Here is a 21,633-nt window from a genome sequence, read left to right on the forward strand (position 1 = left end):
CATTGCAAAAGTAGGGTAACACGAGGAAGCCCGATAGGAAAAAAGAGACATCTTTAGAGTTCAGAGAAATAATCGGAATAAGGGGCGCATACAGAAAGATACTCCGCAGGGGTATAACCGGAAAAGAGTTTGAATTCCTTTATCATGTGAGACTGATCGGAAAAGCCACATTCATAAGCCACTTGTACAAAAGGAATCGTAGCATCCTGTTGCAGCATGGATAACGCCCGTTGCATACGGATAATACGAATAAATTCCTTGGGAGTAGTGCCAACATAATCGGCAAAGATACGCCCAAACTGCTTACTGCTCAAACAGGCTGTTTCCGACAAATGAGAAATATTGATTTGCGGCCGGAGGTTTATTTCATGAAAGACAGCAGACATCCGCTTGAGATTATACTCGGGAAGAGTGTATAAACGACGAAGAAAAAACTGCTCTATCAACCGAATACAAACTGCATTATCAGAAGTATCCGTGACCTGTTTCACTAAATCCGACAGTTCTACATCTTCCATCGCATCGATATCTACAGTCTGCCCACGGAACAAATGACTGGGTATATGAAACAATGCTTTTACCGCATAAGGTTGAAAAACAACAGTAATCATCTCTATCCTGCCTGTAGACATCACATCCGAGAAACCGACCGATTGTCCGGAAATAAAGGATTGGGGTTGCAGCTCCGACTCGCCCAACAAAAGAAGTTGTTTCCCTTTATGAAATACCAGTTGCATGCAGCCAATAGGCAGAGTCCGTTCGGAGACAGGAGCTATTGAGTCGTCTTGCAATATCCAGTAATGCCGTATATAGGGAGCCAGTGCAAAACAGGGTTTTATCAGTTGAAATGATTGCATATAACAAAGATATTATTTCTTAATCCAAATGCAAAAGTAAAACTCCTGTTTAAAAGGGGATAGTAAAAAAAGGACTTCTTTACTTAATTAAAAAAGCATCCTCTGCTTGAAGAAGCATGATTGCAACTCATTCAAACAGAGGAAGAATTCTTTAGATAACGGAAAGTCCATATTCGTAGGCTTCCGACATCGCATTGTAATCTGCATCGGAATATGCGCCTTTATCTCTTGCTTTCTGCATATCTTTCATAAACGATTCCACAGAAGACAGGAAGCTATAATAATTCTTTTGCTCTTCATCATAGCCTGTGACAGCAGGAAGTTTCTTTGCAGCTTCGAGTTCTTTCTTCAATTCTGCCATCTTCACATCAATGCGAGCACCCTCCAGTACATGTTTGCGGGAATAAAGATTCATTATGCTTTGCACAGTGCCGGACATCTTACGCATAGCCATGATTTGATCTTTCAACGGTTCGTCGGCAAGAAGTTCTTTTTCAGCCTGTTCCGTGAGAGGGCTTAGAATATCAAAAATCACTTGTTTATATTCGGACATTTCTACACTTAGCCGATAGTTTTCATCCAAGAGCTTGCCAGCCTTGGCTGTCTCTTTGGCCTGCTTGTAAGAGAGAAACTTATTAAAATTATCATAGAATTGCGCCCGTGCACTGAAAAGTCCTCTATAACTCTCCTTCAGATTCTGACGGACTTGTATATTAAAGTAATCTCCCGGATCCATCAATTCCGCAGTGTCTCTGGCAGATACTTCAGGCGGTGCTATCGGAGATACTTCAGGAACTTTTCCTGTCTGTTCCATATATCCCAAGACCGCATTTACGTCTTTTGCATTAGCTACATGCCTCAACACGATGAGCGATGTATGATAATAGTTTATCACTTTACTGGCATTATCCAATTCCTCCGGAGTGACGGAGGACGCAGCCTGTTTCTTGTTTCCTCCCGAACAGGAAACCAATAAGAAAGCACCTATCAGTGCTCCAAACAATAAGATATTCTTCTTCATAATAATGGTTAGTTTATTGAGTCTTTCGTACTATAACAATAAAAATCGTTTTTTGTTATAGACAAACAATGCATATTCGAAAAGTGTTCTCTATATGATATTAACTTAAAAATAAAACAAATATGGAACAATCATTTCAAAAAGGAGTTGTGCTCCATTTGGCTTCTCTCATTGAATATACTGAAGGAGGCGTTATCAGCAAACAGTTAATCAAAAGTCCGGCAGGAAATATCACTTTATTTTCTTTCGACAAAGGAGAAGGGTTAAGCGAACATCGTGCCCCGTTTGATGCGCTCGTGCAGGTATTGGAAGGGGTAGCGAATATTACTGTAAACGGAACTCTGTTCACCGTAAAAGCAGGAGAAAGTATCGTATTTCCGGCGAATGCGCCGCATGCCCTTACAGCAGTGGAGAGATTTAAGATGCTGTTGACTATGATTAAGGAATAAACAATCATAGTGTATAAAAACAAAAAATGGCTACTCATCACGAGCAACCAATCTTTTGTTAACCTTAAATCTAATACTTATGAAAAAAACACTGTACAAAGGTACCATATTTCAGGTAAATAGCAAATTTTAGAGCCTAAACAGCCCATATTATAACAGGGTTTAATACTCTGGGAAGCGCATTAACATTTCAGACTTCGCACGTTAACATTTAACATATTCATTCACACAAGTTACTTCTTGGGTAAGTAAGAATACAAAAAAGAGGGAATCATTGAAACAACATCGTCTTTTTTTTGTAAGATAAAAACTCACCGCTACTCATCGGCCATTTATCTGAAAATGATATCGTAAAGGAACGAGAGATGAAAAGTCTGCGGGATAACCAATATTCGTTGTTTTAATCTCTTCGGTCTGCAGTTGGCTTACAGGCATAAAAAAAGGCTATCTATCCCAGACAGCCAATCTTTTGTTAACCTTAAATCTAATACTATGAAAAACACAGTACAAAGATACGGACTTTTCGGTTATCTCCAAATTTTGAGGCCAAAGCAGCGTATCTTATAACATGGTTTAATAGAATCAGAGCCGTATTAACAAATGAGTGGCCAGGCATTAACATTTAACAGTTTTCTTAAATAATCAGAGCGTAAAACTGGAAAAGATGCAAAAGTTTTCGAATCGAACACCTTATCTTATTAAAGAGAGTTTATGAGGGCTAACAAATTCCTCTGCCAGCTGTTTCTAATAGAAGGTAACCATCAAATTCCCATTATATGAACAGATTCGAAAATAAAGTAGTTGTCATCACCGGTGCCGCCGGTGGTATCGGCGAAGCAACCACACGCCGCATTGTCTCCGAAGGAGGCAAAGTAGTCATCGCTGACCATTCCGAGAAAAGAGCGGAGCAGCTTGCCAACGAACTCACGCACACAGGGGCTGACGTGCGTCATGTCTATTTCTCCGCCACCGAACTCCAGAGTTGCAAAGAGTTGATTGATTTTTCCATGAATGAATATCAAAGAATAGACGTACTGATTAATAATGTAGGAGGAACTGATCCCAAACGTGACCTTAGCATCGAAAAGCTGGACATCAACTACTTTGACGAAGCATTCCATCTGAATCTCTGCTGCACGATGTATCTTTCCCAACAGGTCATTCCTATCATGACTGCCAATGGCGGCGGAAACATTGTCAACGTAGCTTCCATAAGCGGACTTACGGCTGATGCCAACGGTACTTTATACGGCGCCAGCAAAGCGGGTGTCATCAACCTGACGAAATATATCGCTACTCAAATGGGAAAGAAAAACATCCGTTGCAACGCCGTAGCTCCGGGACTGGTACTTACTCCCGCTGCATTGGACAACCTGAATGAGGATGTACGTAATATCTTCCTCGGTCAATGTGCCACTCCTTATCTGGGAGAACCGGAGGATGTTGCAGCTACCATCGCTTTTCTGGCTTCGAACGATGCCAGATACATCACTGGACAAACGATTGTGGTGGATGGCGGACTGACCGTTCATAATCCGACAGTGGCGTTATCATAAAACGACCGGATAACGTATTATCGGTAAAGATGATAGGTTATTAACCGGCAACCATTACAAAAAATAATCTCTTTTTCCTTGATGTTACCGATAGGAAACATATCTTTGTGACCAGTCAGTAACAAAAGTATCAAAGTATGGAAAAAGAGATTACTAAAAACAGACAGGCTACGGAAATGACCCTGATTAAGGCCGTCAACGACATCATTGAAGAAAGCGGCTTCGAGGGGTTGGGCATCAATGCGGTAGCAGCCAAGGCCAAAGTTTCAAAAATGCTTATCTACCGTTATTTCAATTCGCTGGATGGACTGATAGCAGCCTACATTCAGCAGAACGACTATTGGATTAATTTCGATGAAGAGTTACCGGATCAGGCTCATTTAGCCGCATTTATCAAGCAGATATTCAAAAGACAAATCATGCGGTTACGGGAGAATTATACATTGAAACGCCTGTATCGCTGGGAACTGACAACGGACAATAAGTTTGTGAAAGAGTTGCGCAACAAACGGGAAGAGAAAGGAATCTGGCTGGTAGAGGCAGTCAGCAAACTTTCAAAACATCCGAAAAAAGAGATTGCCGCTATGGCTTCCATCATCACCGCAGCCATCAGTTATCTGGCATTGCTCGAAGAAAACTGCCCGGTCTACAACGGCCTCAAGATTCAGCAGGAAAGCGGCTGGGAGGAATTGGAAGAAGGCATCAATCTATTAGTAGACCTCTGGTTACAAAAACAACTCTAATCAAATGAATAAAATGACAATAATGGGAATATGGTTTCTTTCTCTATTGATAAATAGTGGATGCAACCGGGATTTAGTAGAATACGACAGTAACGATCTTAAAATATCTATTGAAAAAGGGGAAGAGTGGTTGCATAATTTTCCTTTGTTTCTAGGCATCAACATCAAAAATCCGCCCCAGATTGCAATCTGGACTGAAGACATGGAAGGGAATTATTTGTCCACCGTGTATGTGACACACAAAATAGCCACTCAATCCTGGCAAGCCTCCGGCGGTAACCGCCGAAAGGAAGCGCTGCCGCATTGGTGTTATCAGCGGGGAATCCAATATGAAGACGGGTTATATCTCCCTAGCAAAAAGGAACCGTTGACGGACGGTATCAGCGGAGCTACTCCGAAAGGTAGTTTTAATGTGAAGATGTCGCCAACCGGAAAACAGAAGAAGTTTATAGTCAAAATTGAAATCAATCATTCTACAGATTTCAATGATGCATATCCGAAATCGGCCAAAGAAGGAGACGCCAATTACTCCGGTGGAAAAGAAGGGAGCGGACAGCCTGCCCTTGTCTACGCAGCAGAAGTGGATTTGACTTCCGGCAAGAAAGAATTTACAGCCAAACTGATCGGACACAGTAGCCCGGATGGAAGTAATGGAGATCTTACCAGAGATACTTCTTCACTCACAACTGCATTGCATATCATTAAAAGCATAACCGTGTATGTGCAATAGCAGCAGCTAACCATCGTATTATCAGACTCTATCCTTGCATCATTATGAAGAAATTTATATTCATTTTTGCACTGCTATCTTTCATTACTGTATGTGCCGACGGACAAACAGACAGCAGACGTCTCTCTTACACTACATATATCGGGACAGGTTTTTCTATGAATCAGCCTTCTTACACGCCTTTCAACTGGCAAATCGTCAGTCATTACCACATCAGTCAACGGTTTGCCATCGGTGCGGGCAGCGGACTTTCTGTTTACGAGAAGTTGCTTATCCCGCTTTATGCCAGTGCGCAATTTTATATAACGAAGCCCAGGAGACTGACTCCTTATCTGGAATGTCATATCGGTGGGTCTTTTGCCACAGACAGAGAAGCAAACGGAGGCTTTTACCTCTCTCCTTCCATCGGTGCACAATTCAAAGTCAACCGGAAAATTAAACTGAATTTGATGGCAGGTTATGAACTCCAGAAACTGGAACGGACAAAGAAACAGGAAGATCCGTATTTCCATACGACGTTTAAGGAAGAATTGTCGCACCATTCCATTACGCTGAAAATCGGCTTGACTTATTGAGGTAAGTATAATAAGAGATAAGGAATTTGCCATTGCAAACAGAATATATATTCAGATCCTGACTTTATTCCCCCGAATAAGAAAAGGCATAATTATTAATGATTAAGTCGTTATATTATTCAACAAATACTAACTTTACGACGTTATAAAATATAAAGAGCGAACGAAATGATTGTTAAGACATTACTAGATACCGATCTTTATAAGTTTACCACATCGTATGCTTATATCAAACTGTTTCCCTATGCAATGGGCACGTTTAGTTTCAACGACCGGAATGAAACTCAATATACCGAAGATTTCCTGAAGGCACTCAAGACAGAGATTATGAATCTTAGTCAGTTGAGGTTTACGGAAGAGGAGCTGGAATATATGACGAAAAACTGCAGATTCCTTCCGAGGGTCTACTGGGAGTGGTTATCTTCTTTTCGTTTCGACCCGAATAAGATTGATATTCATCTGGATGAAGCCTGTCATCTTCACATTGAGGTGACTGATTTGCTCTATAAAGTGACGCTGTATGAAGTGCCTTTGCTCGCGATTGTCTCTGAAATCAAAAACCGTTTCTTTGGCAATGTAGCAGACATGAACGAGATTCTTTGCAAGCTGTCGGAGAAAATAGAATTATCGAATCAACATCAGCTCCGCTTTTCCGAATTCGGCACACGGAGAAGATTCTCCATTGATGTGCAGGAAACGGTTATCAAGAAGCTGAATGAGACGGCACATTATTGCACCGGAACTTCCAACTGTAACTTTGCAATGAAATATGGAATGAAAATGATGGGGACTCATCCACATGAATGGTTTATGTTTCATGGAGCACAGTTCGGATATAAACATGCCAACTATATGGCACTCGAAAACTGGGTGAATGTTTATGACGGGGATTTGGGTATCGCACTTTCCGATACATATACTTCCGGTATCTTCCTTAGTAACCTTAGCCGCAAACAGGCTAAACTATTTGACGGAGTGCGTTGCGATTCCGGTAATGAGTTTGAGTTTATCGACAAGCTGGTTGCCCGTTACAGAGAGTTGGGAATTGATGCGACGACCAAAACCATCGTTTTCAGCAATGCCCTCGACTTTACAAAGGCATTGGATATTCAGGAATACTGCCAGAACAAAATACGCTGCTCTTTCGGAATCGGTACCAACCTTACCAATGATACCGGATTCGAGCCTTCGAACATCGTGATGAAACTGACACAATGTAAGATGAATGTCAATCAGGAATGGAGAGAATGTATCAAACTGTCTGATGATGAAGGAAAACATACCGGCAGTCTTGAAGAGGTACAGGCTTGCCTGTATGAGTTACGACTCAACAGACAGCAATAAAAACAAAGAAAATAAAGAAAAGCAGGAAGTACCTCACCGGAGAATACTTTCTGCTTTTCTTTATGCATATTAAAAGTATGCCAGACAAAGACACACCAACATAGAATCAGCCACGTATATCATTGTGATAAGCTATGCAATAATCGTCAGGATTTGAATCCTTTCACTGCTCTTTCCAGTCTTTCCAAAGGTAATTCGCCGGATTGTCTCCAAAGCTGTTGTCCTTTTCTAAAAAGAATAAAGGTAGGAGTCGACTCAACCGTATAGAAATCTGTAAGGGCAGGTTCCTGGTCGATGTCTACCAATACCACTTCCAATGTTCCCTCCATCAGTTTCTTAAATTCTTCAACAACCGGTTTCATACGTTGGCAATGAGGACACCACGTTGCATAAAACTCTGCCATTACCCAATCACCGTTAGCCAGTTTCTCCTGATTTCTTTCTTCACGAGCTATTTTCTTTTCTTTCATACGAATATCTCCTTTTTTATTAATTATTATCAACTTAACAATATCAGGAGAAATATAGTTTAGAAAAGTAGCAAGGTTACACACTAATTAAAGAATCAAACCCGTTTACATTTGCCCGACCAGTTATCAATATCCATACGAATGATCTCCGTGCGATGGAAAGACTTCTCCGCATACTTCATTCCTACCACTTTATCTTCAGGAGAGAGTTTATCCAACAGCAGTTCAAGCGCCTTCATCCGTTCGGCTTCCGAAAGTCCTGTACGGGCTGTCCCTGTCAATACAATACTCTCATACCCCGTCGTAAACTTGTCGGGAACAAGATGAGTGGCTCCTACCACACAAAAAGAAACTCTCTCACAAGCAGAGATACAACGCAGTTTCTCTCCTTCGGGTGCACAATGAATATAAATAGAACGAGCACCATCCCACACATAATTGACAGGAATTCCATAACCGCCGCCTCCTAGTGCCTGCATCGACAATATTCCGTATTCTGCAGTTTGTAATAAACGAAGAGCTTTTTCTTCTTCCAGCAGACGATCCTGGCGCCTGACGGGTTCATTTAAATATTTCATTTTTACTATATAATTAATGACATTACAAAGATATACAATATTCTTAATCGAAGACAAATCCCCGTTTTAAAGATAAGCATTGCACAAAAATGAAACTTTCGTGCAAAAAAGGAACATCTTATTTAATATTTATTTATCTTTGCCCCCCGAAATGGTTCAGAATCCGTATCCAACGGACGATGATTAATAGGGAACCGGGTGTAAGTCCCGGACAGTCCCGCTGCTGTGAAGCTCTGTTCAATGTCTTATAATTGAACTAATTTAACGCCACTGATGTTAATCGGGAAGGCAAATAAGACAAGAGTCAGTCAGAAGACCTGCCATTTTGTGTAAGACGCTCCCCTCCTCGTGGGTTAGGAGAAAGAGCATCACTTGTTAAGCCCCAAATCAAAAAAATACTGTTTTTCGTCGGGTGGAGTATGTCCATTAGATAGGAAGACATTAATAAGTATGTACTTAATTGAAAAAAGTATGATAAAAAAAATCTTAGTAGCCAATCGCGGTGAAATTGCCGTAAGGGTGATGCGCTCCTGCCGGGAGATGGAGATAACGAGTATCGCTATCTTTTCCGAAGCAGACCGGACCGCGAAGCACGTGCTTTATGCAGACGAAGCTTATTGCGTAGGGCCGGCAGCATCCAAAGAGAGTTATCTGAATATAGAAAAAATCATCGAAGTGGCGAAAGCAGCTCATGCGGACGCCATCCATCCGGGTTACGGCTTCTTGTCCGAGAATGCTACCTTCGCCCGTCGATGTCAGGAAGAAGGAATCATCTTTATCGGACCTAATCCGGAAACAATGGAAGCCATGGGGGATAAAATTGCTGCCCGTATCAAAATGATCGAGGCGGGAGTACCCGTTGTTCCCGGCACACAAGACAATTTGAAAAGTGTGGAAGAAGCCATAGAGCTTTGCAATAAGATCGGATATCCGGTGATGCTGAAAGCCTCTATGGGCGGCGGTGGAAAGGGTATGCGCCTCATCCACAGTGCCGAGGAAGTGGAAGAAGCTTATACCACTGCCAAGAGCGAATCGTTGTCTTCTTTTGGCGATGACACGGTTTATCTGGAGAAGTTCGTTGAAGAGCCTCATCACATCGAGTTCCAGATTCTTGGTGACAAGCATGGAAATGTCATTCATCTATGCGAACGCGAATGTTCCGTGCAACGCCGTAACCAGAAAATCGTAGAGGAGACTCCTTCGGTTTTCGTCACTCCCGCACTGCGGAAAGATATGGGTGAAAAGGCGGTAGCTGCGGCTAAAGCGGTGAACTACATCGGTGCGGGTACTATCGAATTTCTTGTTGACAAACACCGCAACTATTATTTCCTTGAGATGAACACCCGTTTACAGGTGGAGCATCCGATTACGGAAGAAGTGATTGGGGTAGATTTGGTGAAAGAGCAGATTAAAGTTGCCGACGGACAGGTGCTTCAGCTGAAACAAGAAAATATTCAGCAACGCGGACACGCTATTGAGTGTCGTATTTGTGCCGAAGATACAGAAATGAATTTTATGCCGAGTCCGGGTATCATCAAACAGATTACAGAGCCGAACAGTATCGGTGTACGTATCGACAGTTATGTGTACGAGGGATATGAAATTCCAATCTACTACGACCCGATGATCGGTAAACTGATTGTATGGGCTACCAACCGCGAATACGCTATCGAGCGGATGCGCCGCGTACTCCACGAATATAAGTTGACCGGTGTGAAAAACAACATCAGCTATCTGCGTGCCATCATGGACACTCCCGATTTCGTGGAAGGTCACTATGATACAGGATTCATCACCAAGAACGGCGAATATCTGCAACAACGCATCATGCGCACCAGCGAACATTCCGAAAATATTGCTTTGATTGCCGCCTATATGGACTACCTGATGAACCTCGAAGAGAACAACAGCGGTATGGCTACCGACAACCGTCCTATCAGCAAATGGAAAGAGTTCGGACTGCACAAGGGAGTGTTGAGAATCTAATTTTAACAAAGAGAATTCAATTATGGAAATTCATATAGGAAACCGTGTGGCCGAAGTAGAGTTGGTCAGCAAGGAAGATAACAAGGTGGTGCTTACCATTGATGGAAAACCGTTTGAAGCAGACGTAGTGATGGCGGAAAACGGCACTTGCAACATCTTGATGGACGGACGCAGTTCGAATGCACAGCTGATTCGCCGTGATAACGGGAAAAGCTATAAAGTGAATACGCATTATAGCAGTTTCAATGTAGAAATTGTGGACAGTCAGGCAAAATATCTGCGGATGCGCAAGAAAGGGGAAGAGGAACAGAACGACTGCATCATTTCTCCGATGCCGGGCAAGGTGGTGAAAATACCTGTTGTAGCCGGTCAGGAAATGAAAGCGGGAGATACTGCCATCGTTGTCGAAGCAATGAAGATGCAGAGCAACTACAAAGTAACTTCGGATTGCCGCATTAAAGAAATTCTGGTTCAAGAAGGTGATAGCATAACCGGCGAACAGACATTAATAACATTAGAACCGATTGCATAATATAAGAACGGATTGCATTATGGAAGAAATAAATAAAGCATACGCCACGTTCGAGGAACGTGACCGCATCGCTTCTCTTGGCGGAGGCGTTGATAAAATAGAGAAGCAACATGAAAGCGGTAAAATGACTGCCCGCGAACGTATCGAGATGTTGCTCGATAAGGGTACTTTCGTTGAACTGGATAAGTTGATGGTTCACCGTTGTACGAACTACGGCATGGATAAGAACAAAATTCCGGGAGATGGTATCGTATCCGGTTACGGAAAGGTGGACGGTCGACAGGTGTTTGTTTACGCTTATGACTTTACGGTATATGGCGGTTCACTGTCAGCTTCCAATGCTAAAAAGATTGTGAAAGTACAACAACTTGCATTGAAGAACGGTGCCCCGATTATTGCTTTGAATGATTCGGGCGGTGCACGTATCCAGGAAGGGATCGAGAGCCTTTCCGGTTATGCTGATATTTTCTATCAGAATACAATGGCCAGCGGTGTGATTCCACAGATTTCGGCAATCCTGGGTCCTTGCGCCGGAGGTGCCTGCTACTCTCCTGCCCTGACCGATTTCATCTTTATGGTGAAAGAAAAAAGCCACATGTTTGTGACTGGTCCGGATGTAGTAAAAACTGTGATTCATGAGGAAGTAAGTAAAGAAGAGCTGGGTGGCGCAATGACACATAGCAGCAAGAGCGGTGTGACTCACTTTATGTGCAATACCGAAGAAGAATTGCTGATGAGCATCCGTGAACTGCTTTCTTTCTTACCGCAGAATAATATGGATGAAGCCAAGAAACAACCTTGCACTGACGAAACAAACCGTGAAGATGCTTCTCTGGATACCATCGTTCCGGTAGATCCGAACGTACCGTATGACATGAAAGACATTATCGAACGCGTTATAGACAACGGTTATTTCTTCGAAGTGATGCCGAACTTTGCTAAGAATATTATCATTGGCTTTGCCCGTATGGCAGGTCGTTCGGTAGGTATCGTAGCGAATCAGCCAGCTTATCTTGCCGGTGTTCTCGATATTGACGCCAGCGACAAAGCAAGCCGTTTTATCCGTTTCTGCGATTGCTTCAATATTCCATTGATTACATTCGAAGATGTTCCGGGATTCCTTCCGGGATATACACAGGAAAACAATGGTATCATCCGTCACGGTGCAAAAATAGTTTATGCATTTGCAGAAGCTACTGTTCCCAAACTGACAGTGATTACCCGCAAAGCTTACGGTGGTGCTTATATCGTAATGAACTCCAAGCAGACCGGAGCTGACGTGAACTTCGCTTACCCAAGTGCAGAAATTGCTGTAATGGGTGCGGACGGCGCCATCAATATCCTGTTCCGCAAAGCTGACGAAGCAACAAAGGCCAAGGAACTGGAAGCCTACAAAGAAAAGTTTGCTACTCCGTATCAGGCTGCCGAGCTGGGATATATTGACGAAATCATTTATCCGAGACAGACTCGCAAACGTCTGATTCAGGCACTGGAAATGACGGAAAATAAGATGCAGACAAACCCGCCCAAGAAGCATGGTAATATGCCTTTATAACAACTAGATAAGGTGCGCAAAAGCACCACTCATAAAACGAGCTTGCAGAGATTCTATGATATACTTTAGGAGATTTGTAAGCTCGTTTCTTATTTGTAAGCCTGCCGTTTTTTATATGTGACAAAAAAAACGGCACCTCGATTCACATCGCAGCACCGTCACAACACAAACACAAAATAAAACACGACAAAACTACTATGCAATCTTCCTGTCATGCCGGGGAGGCATATCTTGCTTGACTTATCTATATTCGCATACGCATAAGAAGCTTTATCAGGCGATTTGCACAATAAATAACATACGTTTCCGGATTTTGTTCACAGGATTGATAAGATTTTATTCAATAATATGATAAGAAAATGAAATAACGCGCTCTTTAACGAATTCAAGAGAAACGAAAAAAACGGCACCCCGATTCACATCGCAGCACCGTCACAACACAAACACAAAATAAAACACGACAAAACTACTATGCAATCTTCCTGTTATGCCGGGGAGGCATATTCACTAGCCTATATATATTCGCATACCTACAAGTAGCCATCAGGCGATTTGCATATATAAAACATTCTGATTTTTATTTTGTTCACGAAAGGAGAAGTAAAAATATTATTTTTTCTCCTTATAGTCTTTCAGGAAGCCTTCCATCAGCCATTTGGCGAGTGCCTGACGATTGGAATTCATCACCAGCCGACGCTGATCGAACGTATTCTGGATATTACCCAACTCCACAAAGACGGAAGCGGGAGTGGTATGGGAAAGTACGTATAAGTTACGCCCGCTTACTGTGCCGGAAAAGCCCCGGTTGGGTTGATGCTTATCATATTTTGACTCAAACGTATCTTTCATATTATTTGCCAATCGTTTGCTTTCTCCCTTTTTATTCGAATAATAGAAAAAGACATCCGTTTGTTTTCCCTTACTACGGCTATCGATATGAATAAAAATTGCCCTGCAATAAGAGTAGTTCTTACGGTCTTTCCGATAAAGGGCGTTTATTTTATCGCAGCGTTGCTGTAAGCGTTGCACCTGATTCAAAGGAATTGGATCGCCCATACAAGTCTCCCGTTTACTGTTTGACAGGTACGAATCATCACGGATACCATCTTTAGCATCTTGAATGATGATACGGACTTCGGCTCCTTCCTGCATCAGGTTACGTGCCAGACGGAGGGCAATATCATAAGCGTATTCATCTTCGTGCAATTCGTATTTACCAACTTTCCCGATAGCACCCGGATCAGGACCTCCATGTCCGCTGACCACATAGAAGCAAGCACCGGCAAGACGGTTGGAAGTGACTTTCACATCAGCCAGTTGCTTTCCAAACAGAGGCTCATTGAGGGTGGTTCCTATTTTTGTTGATTTAGCTTTCGGAGATTGTTGCTTTGTCCCGGAACTTTCGGAAGCTGTATTCTTCGCATCGGCATTCTTAGTGGGAGCATCTTTACTAGAAGTTTCTTTAGTGGAAGTACTTTTTGCAGGAGTAGCCGTCGATTTCTTTACCGGAGGAATAACATACGTTACGCCCACTTTAAGCACATTGTTCTTTCCCAGTTTCTGTTTATTCAGCTCAATAAAATCGTCGTAATACTTCTTCGGAGAGCGGTTGTGCCTCAACAGAAAAGAAGAGATGCCTTCACCCGCCTTCGGAGTTGCCTTCTGCTGTGCCCAAAGAGTTGTGCCCGAAAAAAGAAAAGCTAAGAATAAAAGAATATAGAGTTTATTTTTCATAACTACATTAACTATCTCCTTCGCAAGAGTATCATTTCACTCATAAACAGGGCAAAAATACAATTATTTTCCCTACTTTTGCAGCATTAAAACATTTTTTGAAATAAAACATTAAAACCCGATAACATTATGGCAAAACAATTCAAACCGGAAACCCTGTGTGTACAGGCAGGATGGACGCCTAAAAAAGGCGAACCACGCGTATTGCCCATCTATCAAAGTACAACTTTCAAATACGATACCAGCGAGCAGATGGCCCGCCTGTTCGACCTGGAAGACAGTGGTTACTTTTATACCCGCCTGCAAAATCCAACGAATGACGCTGTTGCCGCCAAAATCGCTGCCCTTGAAGGTGGTGTAGCCGCTATGCTGACTTCCAGCGGTCAGGCTGCCAACTTCTATGCCATTTTTAATATCTGTCAGGCAGGAGATCACTTTGTTTGCTCTTCCGCTATTTACGGAGGTACGTTCAACCTGTTTGGCGTGACCATGAAGAAGCTAGGCATCGATGTGACTTTCGTTAATCCGGATGCCAGCGAAGAAGAAATTTCTGCAGCTTTCAAACCGAATACAAAAGCTTTATTCGGTGAAACGATTTCCAACCCTTCTCTTGAAGTACTGGATATTGAGAAATTTGCACGCATCGCACACAGTCACGGGGTTCCCTTGATTGTTGACAACACTTTCCCGACCCCGATCAACTGCCGCCCATTTGAATGGGGAGCTGACATCGTGGTTCATTCTACTACCAAATACATGGACGGACACGCTACAAGCGTAGGTGGCTGTATCGTAGACAGCGGTAATTTTGACTGGGATGCTCATGCTGAAAAATTCCCGGGACTTTGTACTCCGGACGAGTCATACCACGGACTGACTTATACCAAAGCATTCGGTAAAGGTGCTTATATCACCAAAGCAACTGCCCAACTGATGCGTGACCTCGGCAGCATCCAAAGCCCGCAAAATTCTTTCTTATTGAATCTGGGACTTGAAACGTTGCACCTGCGTATGCCTCAACACTGCCGCAACGCGCAGAAAGTAGCCGAATATCTTTCTAAAAATGAGAAAGTTGCCTGGGTAAACTATTGCGGACTGCCGGACAATAAATATTATAGCCTTGCACAGAAATATATGCCGAATGGTTCCTGCGGAGTCATCTCCTTCGGACTGAAAGGCGGACGTGACGTATCTATCAAGTTTATGGATTCACTGGAATTCATTGCGATCGTTACTCACGTGGCGGATGCACGTAGTTGCGTGCTCCATCCGGCGAGCCATACTCACCGCCAGTTGACGGATGAGCAACTGATGGAAGCAGGTGTACGCCCGGACTTGATCCGTCTATCGGTAGGTATCGAAAATGCGGATGATATTATTGCTGATATCGAACAGGCATTGAACGCATAAGGATACCATAAAGGTATAAACCCCATCAGAGAAGGCACGGGAAATCTTTCATTCCCGTGCCTTCTTATTTTCCACAAAAAGAAAGTTAATTTCGCGGAGAATCATTTCAAATATGAACCGATAAATCCTCCCGGATGTTTATCTTTGCAGGGAACCAAATTCTGTACAGATATGAAAAAGAATCTATTATTAGCATTCGTGTTATGCCTTTCTTACGGATTTTCTTATTCCCATTCATTTTATAACCCCATTAATCTGACTACAAAGATGCCTGACTTTGAAATGGATTCGTTTACCACCAAGAGTGGAAAAAGCCTGAAGATCACTTTCTTCAAGCATGCCAGCTTATTATTAGAGTATGCAGGACAAAAAATATTCGTTGATCCAGTATCCGATTATGCCGACTATACACAACAGCCGAAGGCGGATTTCATCTTGATTACGCATGAACATGGCGACCATTTCGATACCAAAGCAATAGCAGCTATCGAAACGAGTCGGACCAGAATTATAGCCAATCCTAATTGCCGGAAAATGCTGAATAGAGGACAGGAGATGAAGAACGGTGATGTGCTTCAACTTGCAGATGACATCAAACTGGAAGCCGTGCCTGCCTATAATACAACTCCCGGCAGAGACAAATTCCATCCCAAAGGGCGTGACAACGGATATATTCTGACTCTGGGAGGAACTCGTATTTATATTGCCGGAGATACGGAAGATATTCCGGAACTGACCCAAGTGAAAGATATTGATATCGCTTTCCTGCCAGTCAACCAACCCTACACCATGACACCGGAACAAGCGATACGGGCAACTCAAATTATCAAGCCGCGCATTTTGTATCCTTATCATTACGGAGATACGGATATCAATAAAGTAAAAGAGGGGTTGAAAAATGAGAAAACAACCGAAGTACGTATACGGGCTTTACAATAAAGCCCGTACAAATGATTATAAATCCTCCGCAGATAAACTGGAAATCATTGTATCCACCCAGTATACAACTGTTCTATCCTCAGGTAAAAAACCTTCAAGATAAGGCGAATCAGATACATCTTCCAACCATGCCGTAGTAATCGGACCTCTTTCTCTTGTAAGACTTTGAGTTCCTAAATACGGACTAAAATTAAAGAAGGTGTGTTGTTTCTCTACATCATTTTCACCTGTATATGTAAAGACAAAAGCTTTTTTCTTTTTTCCGGCCAATGAAGCCCATTCTATCCGATATGTCCCTTCAACAAGCACCTGTTCATCCTTTGTTTTATAGGTGAATTTCCCTCCTTCTCCTTCTTCAGACAAACGATACACATCATCCGGTCGTAACACACAGATATCTCCTCTATTAATAAAAGCATAAGGAGCCATTGCTACATTCACTTTCTCCTGCAAGTCATCTTCTGCATCCAACAATAACAACATATCCTCACTAGGTCTGGAAACTTGGAATTCAGGTTGGTCGAGACATGTAAAAGTCAGTACACCATAAGAAACAGTAACAGGCAGCGTGACATAATTGCCGTCTTTATCACTAACGGTAACCGTCACTTTCCCTTTTTTACCGTGTGAGCTAAGCCATAACCTGTTATCGTTGACTGTTGCCGTCACAATCGTCTCATCGGAGCTTTGTGCCGAGTAACCACCTTTTCCATTAGCTATCCCGATATTCTCCGCTTCCCATCCATTAAGATACAGGACTGTAGAAGAAATCGTATTCGTACAGGTTCCCGTTTCGTCGATTAATTTGGAACCGCTAAATAAAATAATCTCTGCATCATCTTGACAGGCTGATATACCAAAAGCCATGAGAGAAAGAAGAAAGAAGCCTAATAAAGTTTTTGTTTTCATATTTTCAGTGGTATGGTTAAATCGCGGCATATGCCATTATTTTGCAAAGATATAAAGTATTTGTAAAAAAAGACTATCTTTGTATGGAAAAAACATAGCTATCTGTATTAAAATAAAAAGCATGACTTTAAAATACTATTATAGTCTCATTCTCAGTCTAATGACTACTCTTTCCGTTTCGTCTCAACAAGTCGTCGTCACGGAGCTTCCTACTCAAAGATTGTTACCGGTAGCACATATTCACCGGATTCTTCAGGATAGCGAAGGTTATATGTGGTATGCAACAGAAGGCGGAGGGCTGTGCCGTGACAACGGTTATCAGATTAACGTCTTTCGTTCAGACTTAAATACGCCTCACCTGCTATCCAGCAACGACATTACCTGTATAACAGAAGACAACGGACATCATATCTGGTTCGGCACCAAACGTGGTTTATACAGATTAGATAAAGCTAATTATCAAATCAACGAAATAACAGACGGGGAACTCAAGAAGCAAAGAGTCGATGCTGTCCGGGCTATTCATGACGGCACTATCTGGACTTCGGCCGAAGGTATGATTTACCACTTTTCCAGTGAAGGCAAATGTCTTGGGAGTTATCCTTCAGAATGGAAGGGCACGAGACGAAACGTTACTGACTTTTACGAAGATGGAAAACATCAACTTTGGGTACTGCAAGGAGCAGGAGGTCTTTTACAATATCATCCGTCAACAGACAGCTTCTCGCCTTATCAATGGACGTGTGACGCATCGCCTATACAAATGATTGAAGACGTACAAAATGAATGCTATTGGGTGGCCACTTGGGGAAAAGGAGTTGTACAATTAATCCCTTCTTCCAATCCACAATCGGAGGAAGTAATCTGCAAGTTACAACCCGCCACCTTAGAAGGGTACGAACAGACACCGCATAAAACTCAAATACTGGGATTACTTAAAGACAGCCGGCAGGGAGTGTTGTGGGTTTCAGCGATGGACAATTTATATGCTTACCGAATTGTAGATAATGCGCTGCATCCCGTCGATACGGAAAGTTTTCTTCCTAAAGGCAAAAAGATATTGGATAGAATCATTGAAGACCGTGCCGGCAATGTATGGGTTCCAGGATATTCTCCCCATACGTTTATCCTCTCGTTCGACGCCAACAAAATCAAACGTTACCCCGCTTCTGCCATGTCCGTTATTACCGGTTATCCGGTGATGGCAGACAGAACGATTCAAGAAGAAGACTATTATTGGATATGGCAGGGAAGAACCGGATTATCCATCTACCATCCCACTTCCGAACAGATTTCTTTTGCATCGGATTTTTCCGAAGAAACAGGAAAGTATAATATCATAAAATGTATCGAGAAATGTCATAATCAATCTGGAATCTGGGCTGCATCCGATAATGCGTGTCTATTGCATCTGCAACATGAAGGCATGAAGATGAAACTGACAAAAGAGATTCAATTGCCGGATGCCCGACAGATTCGTGTATTGAGTGAGGACAATCAGGGAAACTTATGGATAGGCACAGAAAATGCCATCTATCAATATTCTCTTTCCAAAGGGGAACTTAAGAAGTTTCAGGGGGGCACGGATATGATAAACGACCTGGCAGTTGCCCCGGACGGAACGATATTCTGCATTACAGAAGCATTGGAGTTCCAATATTTTTCCCCGGAAGGAGAAAGACATACGATTCGGAAAGGAGAAAACTATTCATCTGTCCTCATCGCTCCTGATGGTAAAGTGTGGGTAGCTACTTTGGAAGGAAATGTGTACAGCTATCATCCGCAAACTAAAGTTATCACCCGGGAAGAGAATGCCTGCAACACAAACGGAGATGCTATCAAAGGAATGGAGATAGACAACTTGGGACATTTGTGGATATTGGCAGACCCATACGTAAAAGAGTACAACCCTACGAATCATTCATTTAGAATACTGTATAATTCCGACCGCTTCATTCAAGTGGATTATTTCCTTTCCATCCGCAAAATGGAAGATGGGGCGATTTGCCTCGGAGGGATCGGTGCTTTTTGTCTGATTACCCCATCTGCAGAGCTGGATCAATCTCCCAACGATATAAAGCCCGTTATATCCTCCATCAAAATAGACGGAAAAACACAAATAACAGGTATAAATACCCGACAAATAGAATTGAATCCTGATAATATCAATGTAGAAATATCCTTTTCTACGCTGGAGCATTTGCACGCCGGACAAATCGGTTATGCTTATCGTCTGAAAGGATGGGATGTAAGCTGGAAGTCACTTCCTCCGGGAGTAAACACTGCATATTTCACCAAACTTCCCAAAGGCAACTACACACTGGAAATTAAAGCGACGGACATTCACGGTTGTTGGGCACAGCCCATGTCCTGCCTGCAAATCAATCGTCTACCGGCATGGTATGAGACATGGTGGGCATACGCCCTCTATATGTTTTCTTTTATTCTGATAGCGACAGGAGTCATAAAGATCTACTTCAACCGTCTGCACCGGAAGCAACAGGAACAGTTGGAAGAACAACTGACACAGATGAAATTCCGTTTCTTTACGAATGTCAGCCACGACTTACGCACTCCCCTGACGCTGATTGTCACTCCTCTAAGCAGTCTACTATCGGAGATTCAGGACGGCAAGTTAAAGCAACAGTTATCTTCCATCTATCGCAATGCTGAAGAATTGCTGCAATTAGTCAATCAATTACTGGACTTCCGTAAACTGGAAGTGAGCGAAGAAAAACTGAATCTGACGAATGCAGATATCAGTGAATTTGTCACAACTACTTGCGAAGCTTTCGAGTCGTATGCGAACAACAAGCAGATTCGCTTTTCAGTCATACCACTGAAACAAACGCTTTATATGTATCTTGACCGGGATAAAGTACACAGGATTCTCTACAACCTACTCAATAATGCTTTCAAATTTACCCCCCCTGAAGGAAGAATCGATGTGTTTTTCAAAATGGAGAACAGAGGAGGAATACAGTACGTCTGCATCATCGTGCAGAACACCGGACAGGAAATAGCAGCAGATGAACTTCCCCATATATTCGACCGCTATTATCAGATCGGGGCAAACACTCACAGACAAGCAACAGCAGGAAGCGGCATCGGACTGCATATTGTGAAAGAATATGTCGCCATGCATCAAGGCTTTATAGAAGTGGAAAGTAATAAGGAAGAAGGAACAGAATTCTGTGTCTATCTTCCGACCAATCTGGTTGATAAACGTTTGTTACCGAGAGAGGAGAACATACCGGATGAATCCGGAGCAACTGAAACGAACTCATCAGATGCCCGGAAGACCATTTTGATTGTAGAAGACAATGAAGAATTCCGCCAATTCATGTATCAGCAGTTATCACAAGAATATCAGGTATGGGAAGCCTCCAACGGAGAAGAAGCGGAAGCCATCGCCAATGAGAAAGAAGTGGATATCATTGTGAGTGATGTCATGATGCCGGGAATGGATGGGTTTGAACTATGTCTCCGGCTGAAAGAGAATATGAAGACTTCACACATCTTCATTATTCTGCTTACTGCCCGCACAGGTGACGAAAACGAACTGGCAGGATACCAATCGGGAGCAGACTGCTACCTGACAAAGCCCTTCAACATGGATATTTTAAAGAACCGGATCCAGCATCTGCTGGCATTGCAGCAAAAGCGGAAACAGATATTCTTGTCAGGCATTGAGGTTAATGCGGAAGATCTCACTTCCTCCAAAGTAGACGAGCGATTCCTGGAAAAAGCAATCGAACTGGTCGAAAAGAATCTGGATAACAGTGATTATAGTGTGGAAGCTTTCAGTGACGACATGTGTATGAGCCGAATGAATCTTTACCGTAAACTGCAAATTATCACCGGACAGAAACCCACAGAATTTATCCGAAGCATCCGTTTGAAGAAAGCTGCCGGATTACTGACTCATACGGAACTGACCGTTATTGAGATATCGGAAAAGGTGGGATTCGCTACACCGAGTTATTTCAGTAAATGTTTTAAGGAGATGTTCGGAGTGTTGCCTACACAATATCACTCGCAGGATTAAAGGGAAAAAGGACGTCCCCGGGGGAAAAAGGGAATGGGAAATACGGGAACGTCCTCAAAACATAACAATACAGAAATACGGACTTTCACAAGGGCACATTTCTGTCTCTCTTATGCAACATTCCCTTCTATAAAAATATGGGGGAAATATCTGGAGAGGATATTATTATGTGGGAAATTTAGTTTATAGTCTTAAAA

General features: G+C 42.6%; 18 protein-coding genes and 1 riboswitch. Of the genes, 12 read left to right on the forward strand and 6 right to left on the reverse strand.

What is annotated here, in order from left to right; genetic code table 11:
• Positions 1-53: 53 nt before the first annotated feature.
• Together NQ505_RS25020 and NQ505_RS25025 are read right to left on the reverse strand one after the other, a co-directional pair.
• Positions 54-857, reverse strand: a complete 804-nt coding sequence (locus tag NQ505_RS25020; RefSeq protein WP_004296842.1) for a helix-turn-helix domain-containing protein — start codon at positions 855-857, stop codon at positions 54-56.
• 151 nt (positions 858-1,008) lie between these two features.
• On the reverse strand, positions 1,009-1,878 hold the full coding sequence (locus NQ505_RS25025; RefSeq protein WP_008998715.1) for a DUF6845 domain-containing protein: 870 nt from the start codon (positions 1,876-1,878) through the stop codon (positions 1,009-1,011).
• Positions 1,879-2,000: 122 nt separating this feature from the next.
• Between NQ505_RS25025 and NQ505_RS25030 the strand changes: the two genes are divergently transcribed.
• From NQ505_RS25030 to pncB, 6 genes are all read left to right on the forward strand, one after another.
• Entirely contained in the window at positions 2,001-2,327 is a 327-nt protein-coding gene (locus tag NQ505_RS25030; protein ID WP_008998716.1) for a cupin domain-containing protein, read from the forward strand.
• 776 nt (positions 2,328-3,103) lie between these two features.
• Entirely contained in the window at positions 3,104-3,883 is a 780-nt protein-coding gene (locus NQ505_RS25035) for an SDR family NAD(P)-dependent oxidoreductase (protein WP_008998717.1), read from the forward strand.
• Positions 3,884-4,020: 137 nt separating this feature from the next.
• Complete coding sequence (locus tag NQ505_RS25040; protein WP_007766523.1) at positions 4,021-4,626, forward strand: TetR/AcrR family transcriptional regulator; 606 nt, start codon at positions 4,021-4,023, stop codon at positions 4,624-4,626.
• 4 nt (positions 4,627-4,630) lie between these two features.
• Positions 4,631-5,356: a hypothetical protein gene (locus NQ505_RS25045; protein ID WP_032853473.1), complete on the forward strand. Its 726-nt coding sequence runs from the start codon at positions 4,631-4,633 to the stop codon at positions 5,354-5,356.
• Between the two features lie 44 nt (positions 5,357-5,400).
• A complete protein-coding gene (locus NQ505_RS25050; protein WP_008998719.1) occupies positions 5,401-5,931 on the forward strand; it encodes a hypothetical protein in 531 nt (176 codons plus the stop codon).
• A 168-nt stretch (positions 5,932-6,099) separates the two neighbouring features.
• A complete protein-coding gene (gene pncB, locus NQ505_RS25055) occupies positions 6,100-7,275 on the forward strand; it encodes a nicotinate phosphoribosyltransferase (RefSeq protein ID WP_008998720.1) in 1,176 nt (391 codons plus the stop codon).
• Between the two features lie 146 nt (positions 7,276-7,421).
• Here the strand turns inward: pncB and NQ505_RS25060 are convergent, their stop codons facing one another.
• Entirely contained in the window at positions 7,422-7,745 is a 324-nt protein-coding gene (locus tag NQ505_RS25060; protein ID WP_004296832.1) for a thioredoxin family protein, read from the reverse strand.
• A 95-nt stretch (positions 7,746-7,840) separates the two neighbouring features.
• Positions 7,841-8,323 (reverse strand): pyridoxamine 5'-phosphate oxidase family protein, encoded by a 483-nt coding sequence (locus NQ505_RS25065; protein ID WP_008998721.1) that lies wholly within the window; start codon positions 8,321-8,323, stop codon positions 7,841-7,843.
• Positions 8,324-8,458: 135 nt separating this feature from the next.
• Positions 8,459-8,663: riboswitch (cobalamin riboswitch) on the forward strand.
• A 131-nt stretch (positions 8,664-8,794) separates the two neighbouring features.
• On the opposite strand from NQ505_RS25065, the gene accC reads away from it, so the two are divergent.
• From accC to NQ505_RS25080, 3 genes are read left to right on the forward strand one after another with little or no spacing between them, the layout of a single operon-like run.
• Positions 8,795-10,309 carry an acetyl-CoA carboxylase biotin carboxylase subunit gene (accC, locus tag NQ505_RS25070; RefSeq protein WP_008998722.1) on the forward strand — a complete coding sequence of 505 codons (1,515 nt, stop codon included), beginning with the start codon at positions 8,795-8,797 and terminating at the stop codon, positions 10,307-10,309.
• A gap of 22 nt (positions 10,310-10,331) precedes the next feature.
• Complete coding sequence (locus NQ505_RS25075) at positions 10,332-10,841, forward strand: acetyl-CoA carboxylase biotin carboxyl carrier protein subunit (protein ID WP_008998723.1); 510 nt, start codon at positions 10,332-10,334, stop codon at positions 10,839-10,841.
• Positions 10,842-10,860: 19 nt separating this feature from the next.
• Positions 10,861-12,396: an acyl-CoA carboxylase subunit beta gene (locus NQ505_RS25080; protein WP_008998724.1), complete on the forward strand. Its 1,536-nt coding sequence runs from the start codon at positions 10,861-10,863 to the stop codon at positions 12,394-12,396.
• 609 nt (positions 12,397-13,005) lie between these two features.
• Here NQ505_RS25080 and NQ505_RS25085 read toward each other — a convergent pair.
• Entirely contained in the window at positions 13,006-14,130 is a 1,125-nt protein-coding gene (locus tag NQ505_RS25085) for an N-acetylmuramoyl-L-alanine amidase (protein WP_008998725.1), read from the reverse strand.
• Between the two features lie 129 nt (positions 14,131-14,259).
• On the opposite strand from NQ505_RS25085, the gene NQ505_RS25090 reads away from it, so the two are divergent.
• Together NQ505_RS25090 and NQ505_RS25095 are read left to right on the forward strand one after the other, a co-directional pair.
• A complete protein-coding gene (locus NQ505_RS25090) occupies positions 14,260-15,540 on the forward strand; it encodes an O-acetylhomoserine aminocarboxypropyltransferase/cysteine synthase family protein (RefSeq protein WP_004306892.1) in 1,281 nt (426 codons plus the stop codon).
• A 171-nt stretch (positions 15,541-15,711) separates the two neighbouring features.
• Complete coding sequence (locus NQ505_RS25095; RefSeq protein WP_032853512.1) at positions 15,712-16,479, forward strand: MBL fold metallo-hydrolase; 768 nt, start codon at positions 15,712-15,714, stop codon at positions 16,477-16,479.
• 15 nt (positions 16,480-16,494) lie between these two features.
• Here NQ505_RS25095 and NQ505_RS25100 read toward each other — a convergent pair whose 3' ends face one another.
• Positions 16,495-17,418 carry a hypothetical protein gene (locus NQ505_RS25100; protein ID WP_008998727.1) on the reverse strand — a complete coding sequence of 308 codons (924 nt, stop codon included), beginning with the start codon at positions 17,416-17,418 and terminating at the stop codon, positions 16,495-16,497.
• Between the two features lie 91 nt (positions 17,419-17,509).
• Between NQ505_RS25100 and NQ505_RS25105 the strand changes: the two genes are divergently transcribed.
• Positions 17,510-21,436, forward strand: coding sequence for a response regulator (locus tag NQ505_RS25105; RefSeq protein WP_232292995.1), 3,927 nt, complete (start codon positions 17,510-17,512; stop codon positions 21,434-21,436).
• Positions 21,437-21,633: the final 197 nt, after the last annotated feature.

The organism is Bacteroides sp. D2, from assembly GCF_025147085.1.
In the GTDB taxonomy this organism is placed as follows: domain Bacteria; phylum Bacteroidota; class Bacteroidia; order Bacteroidales; family Bacteroidaceae; genus Bacteroides.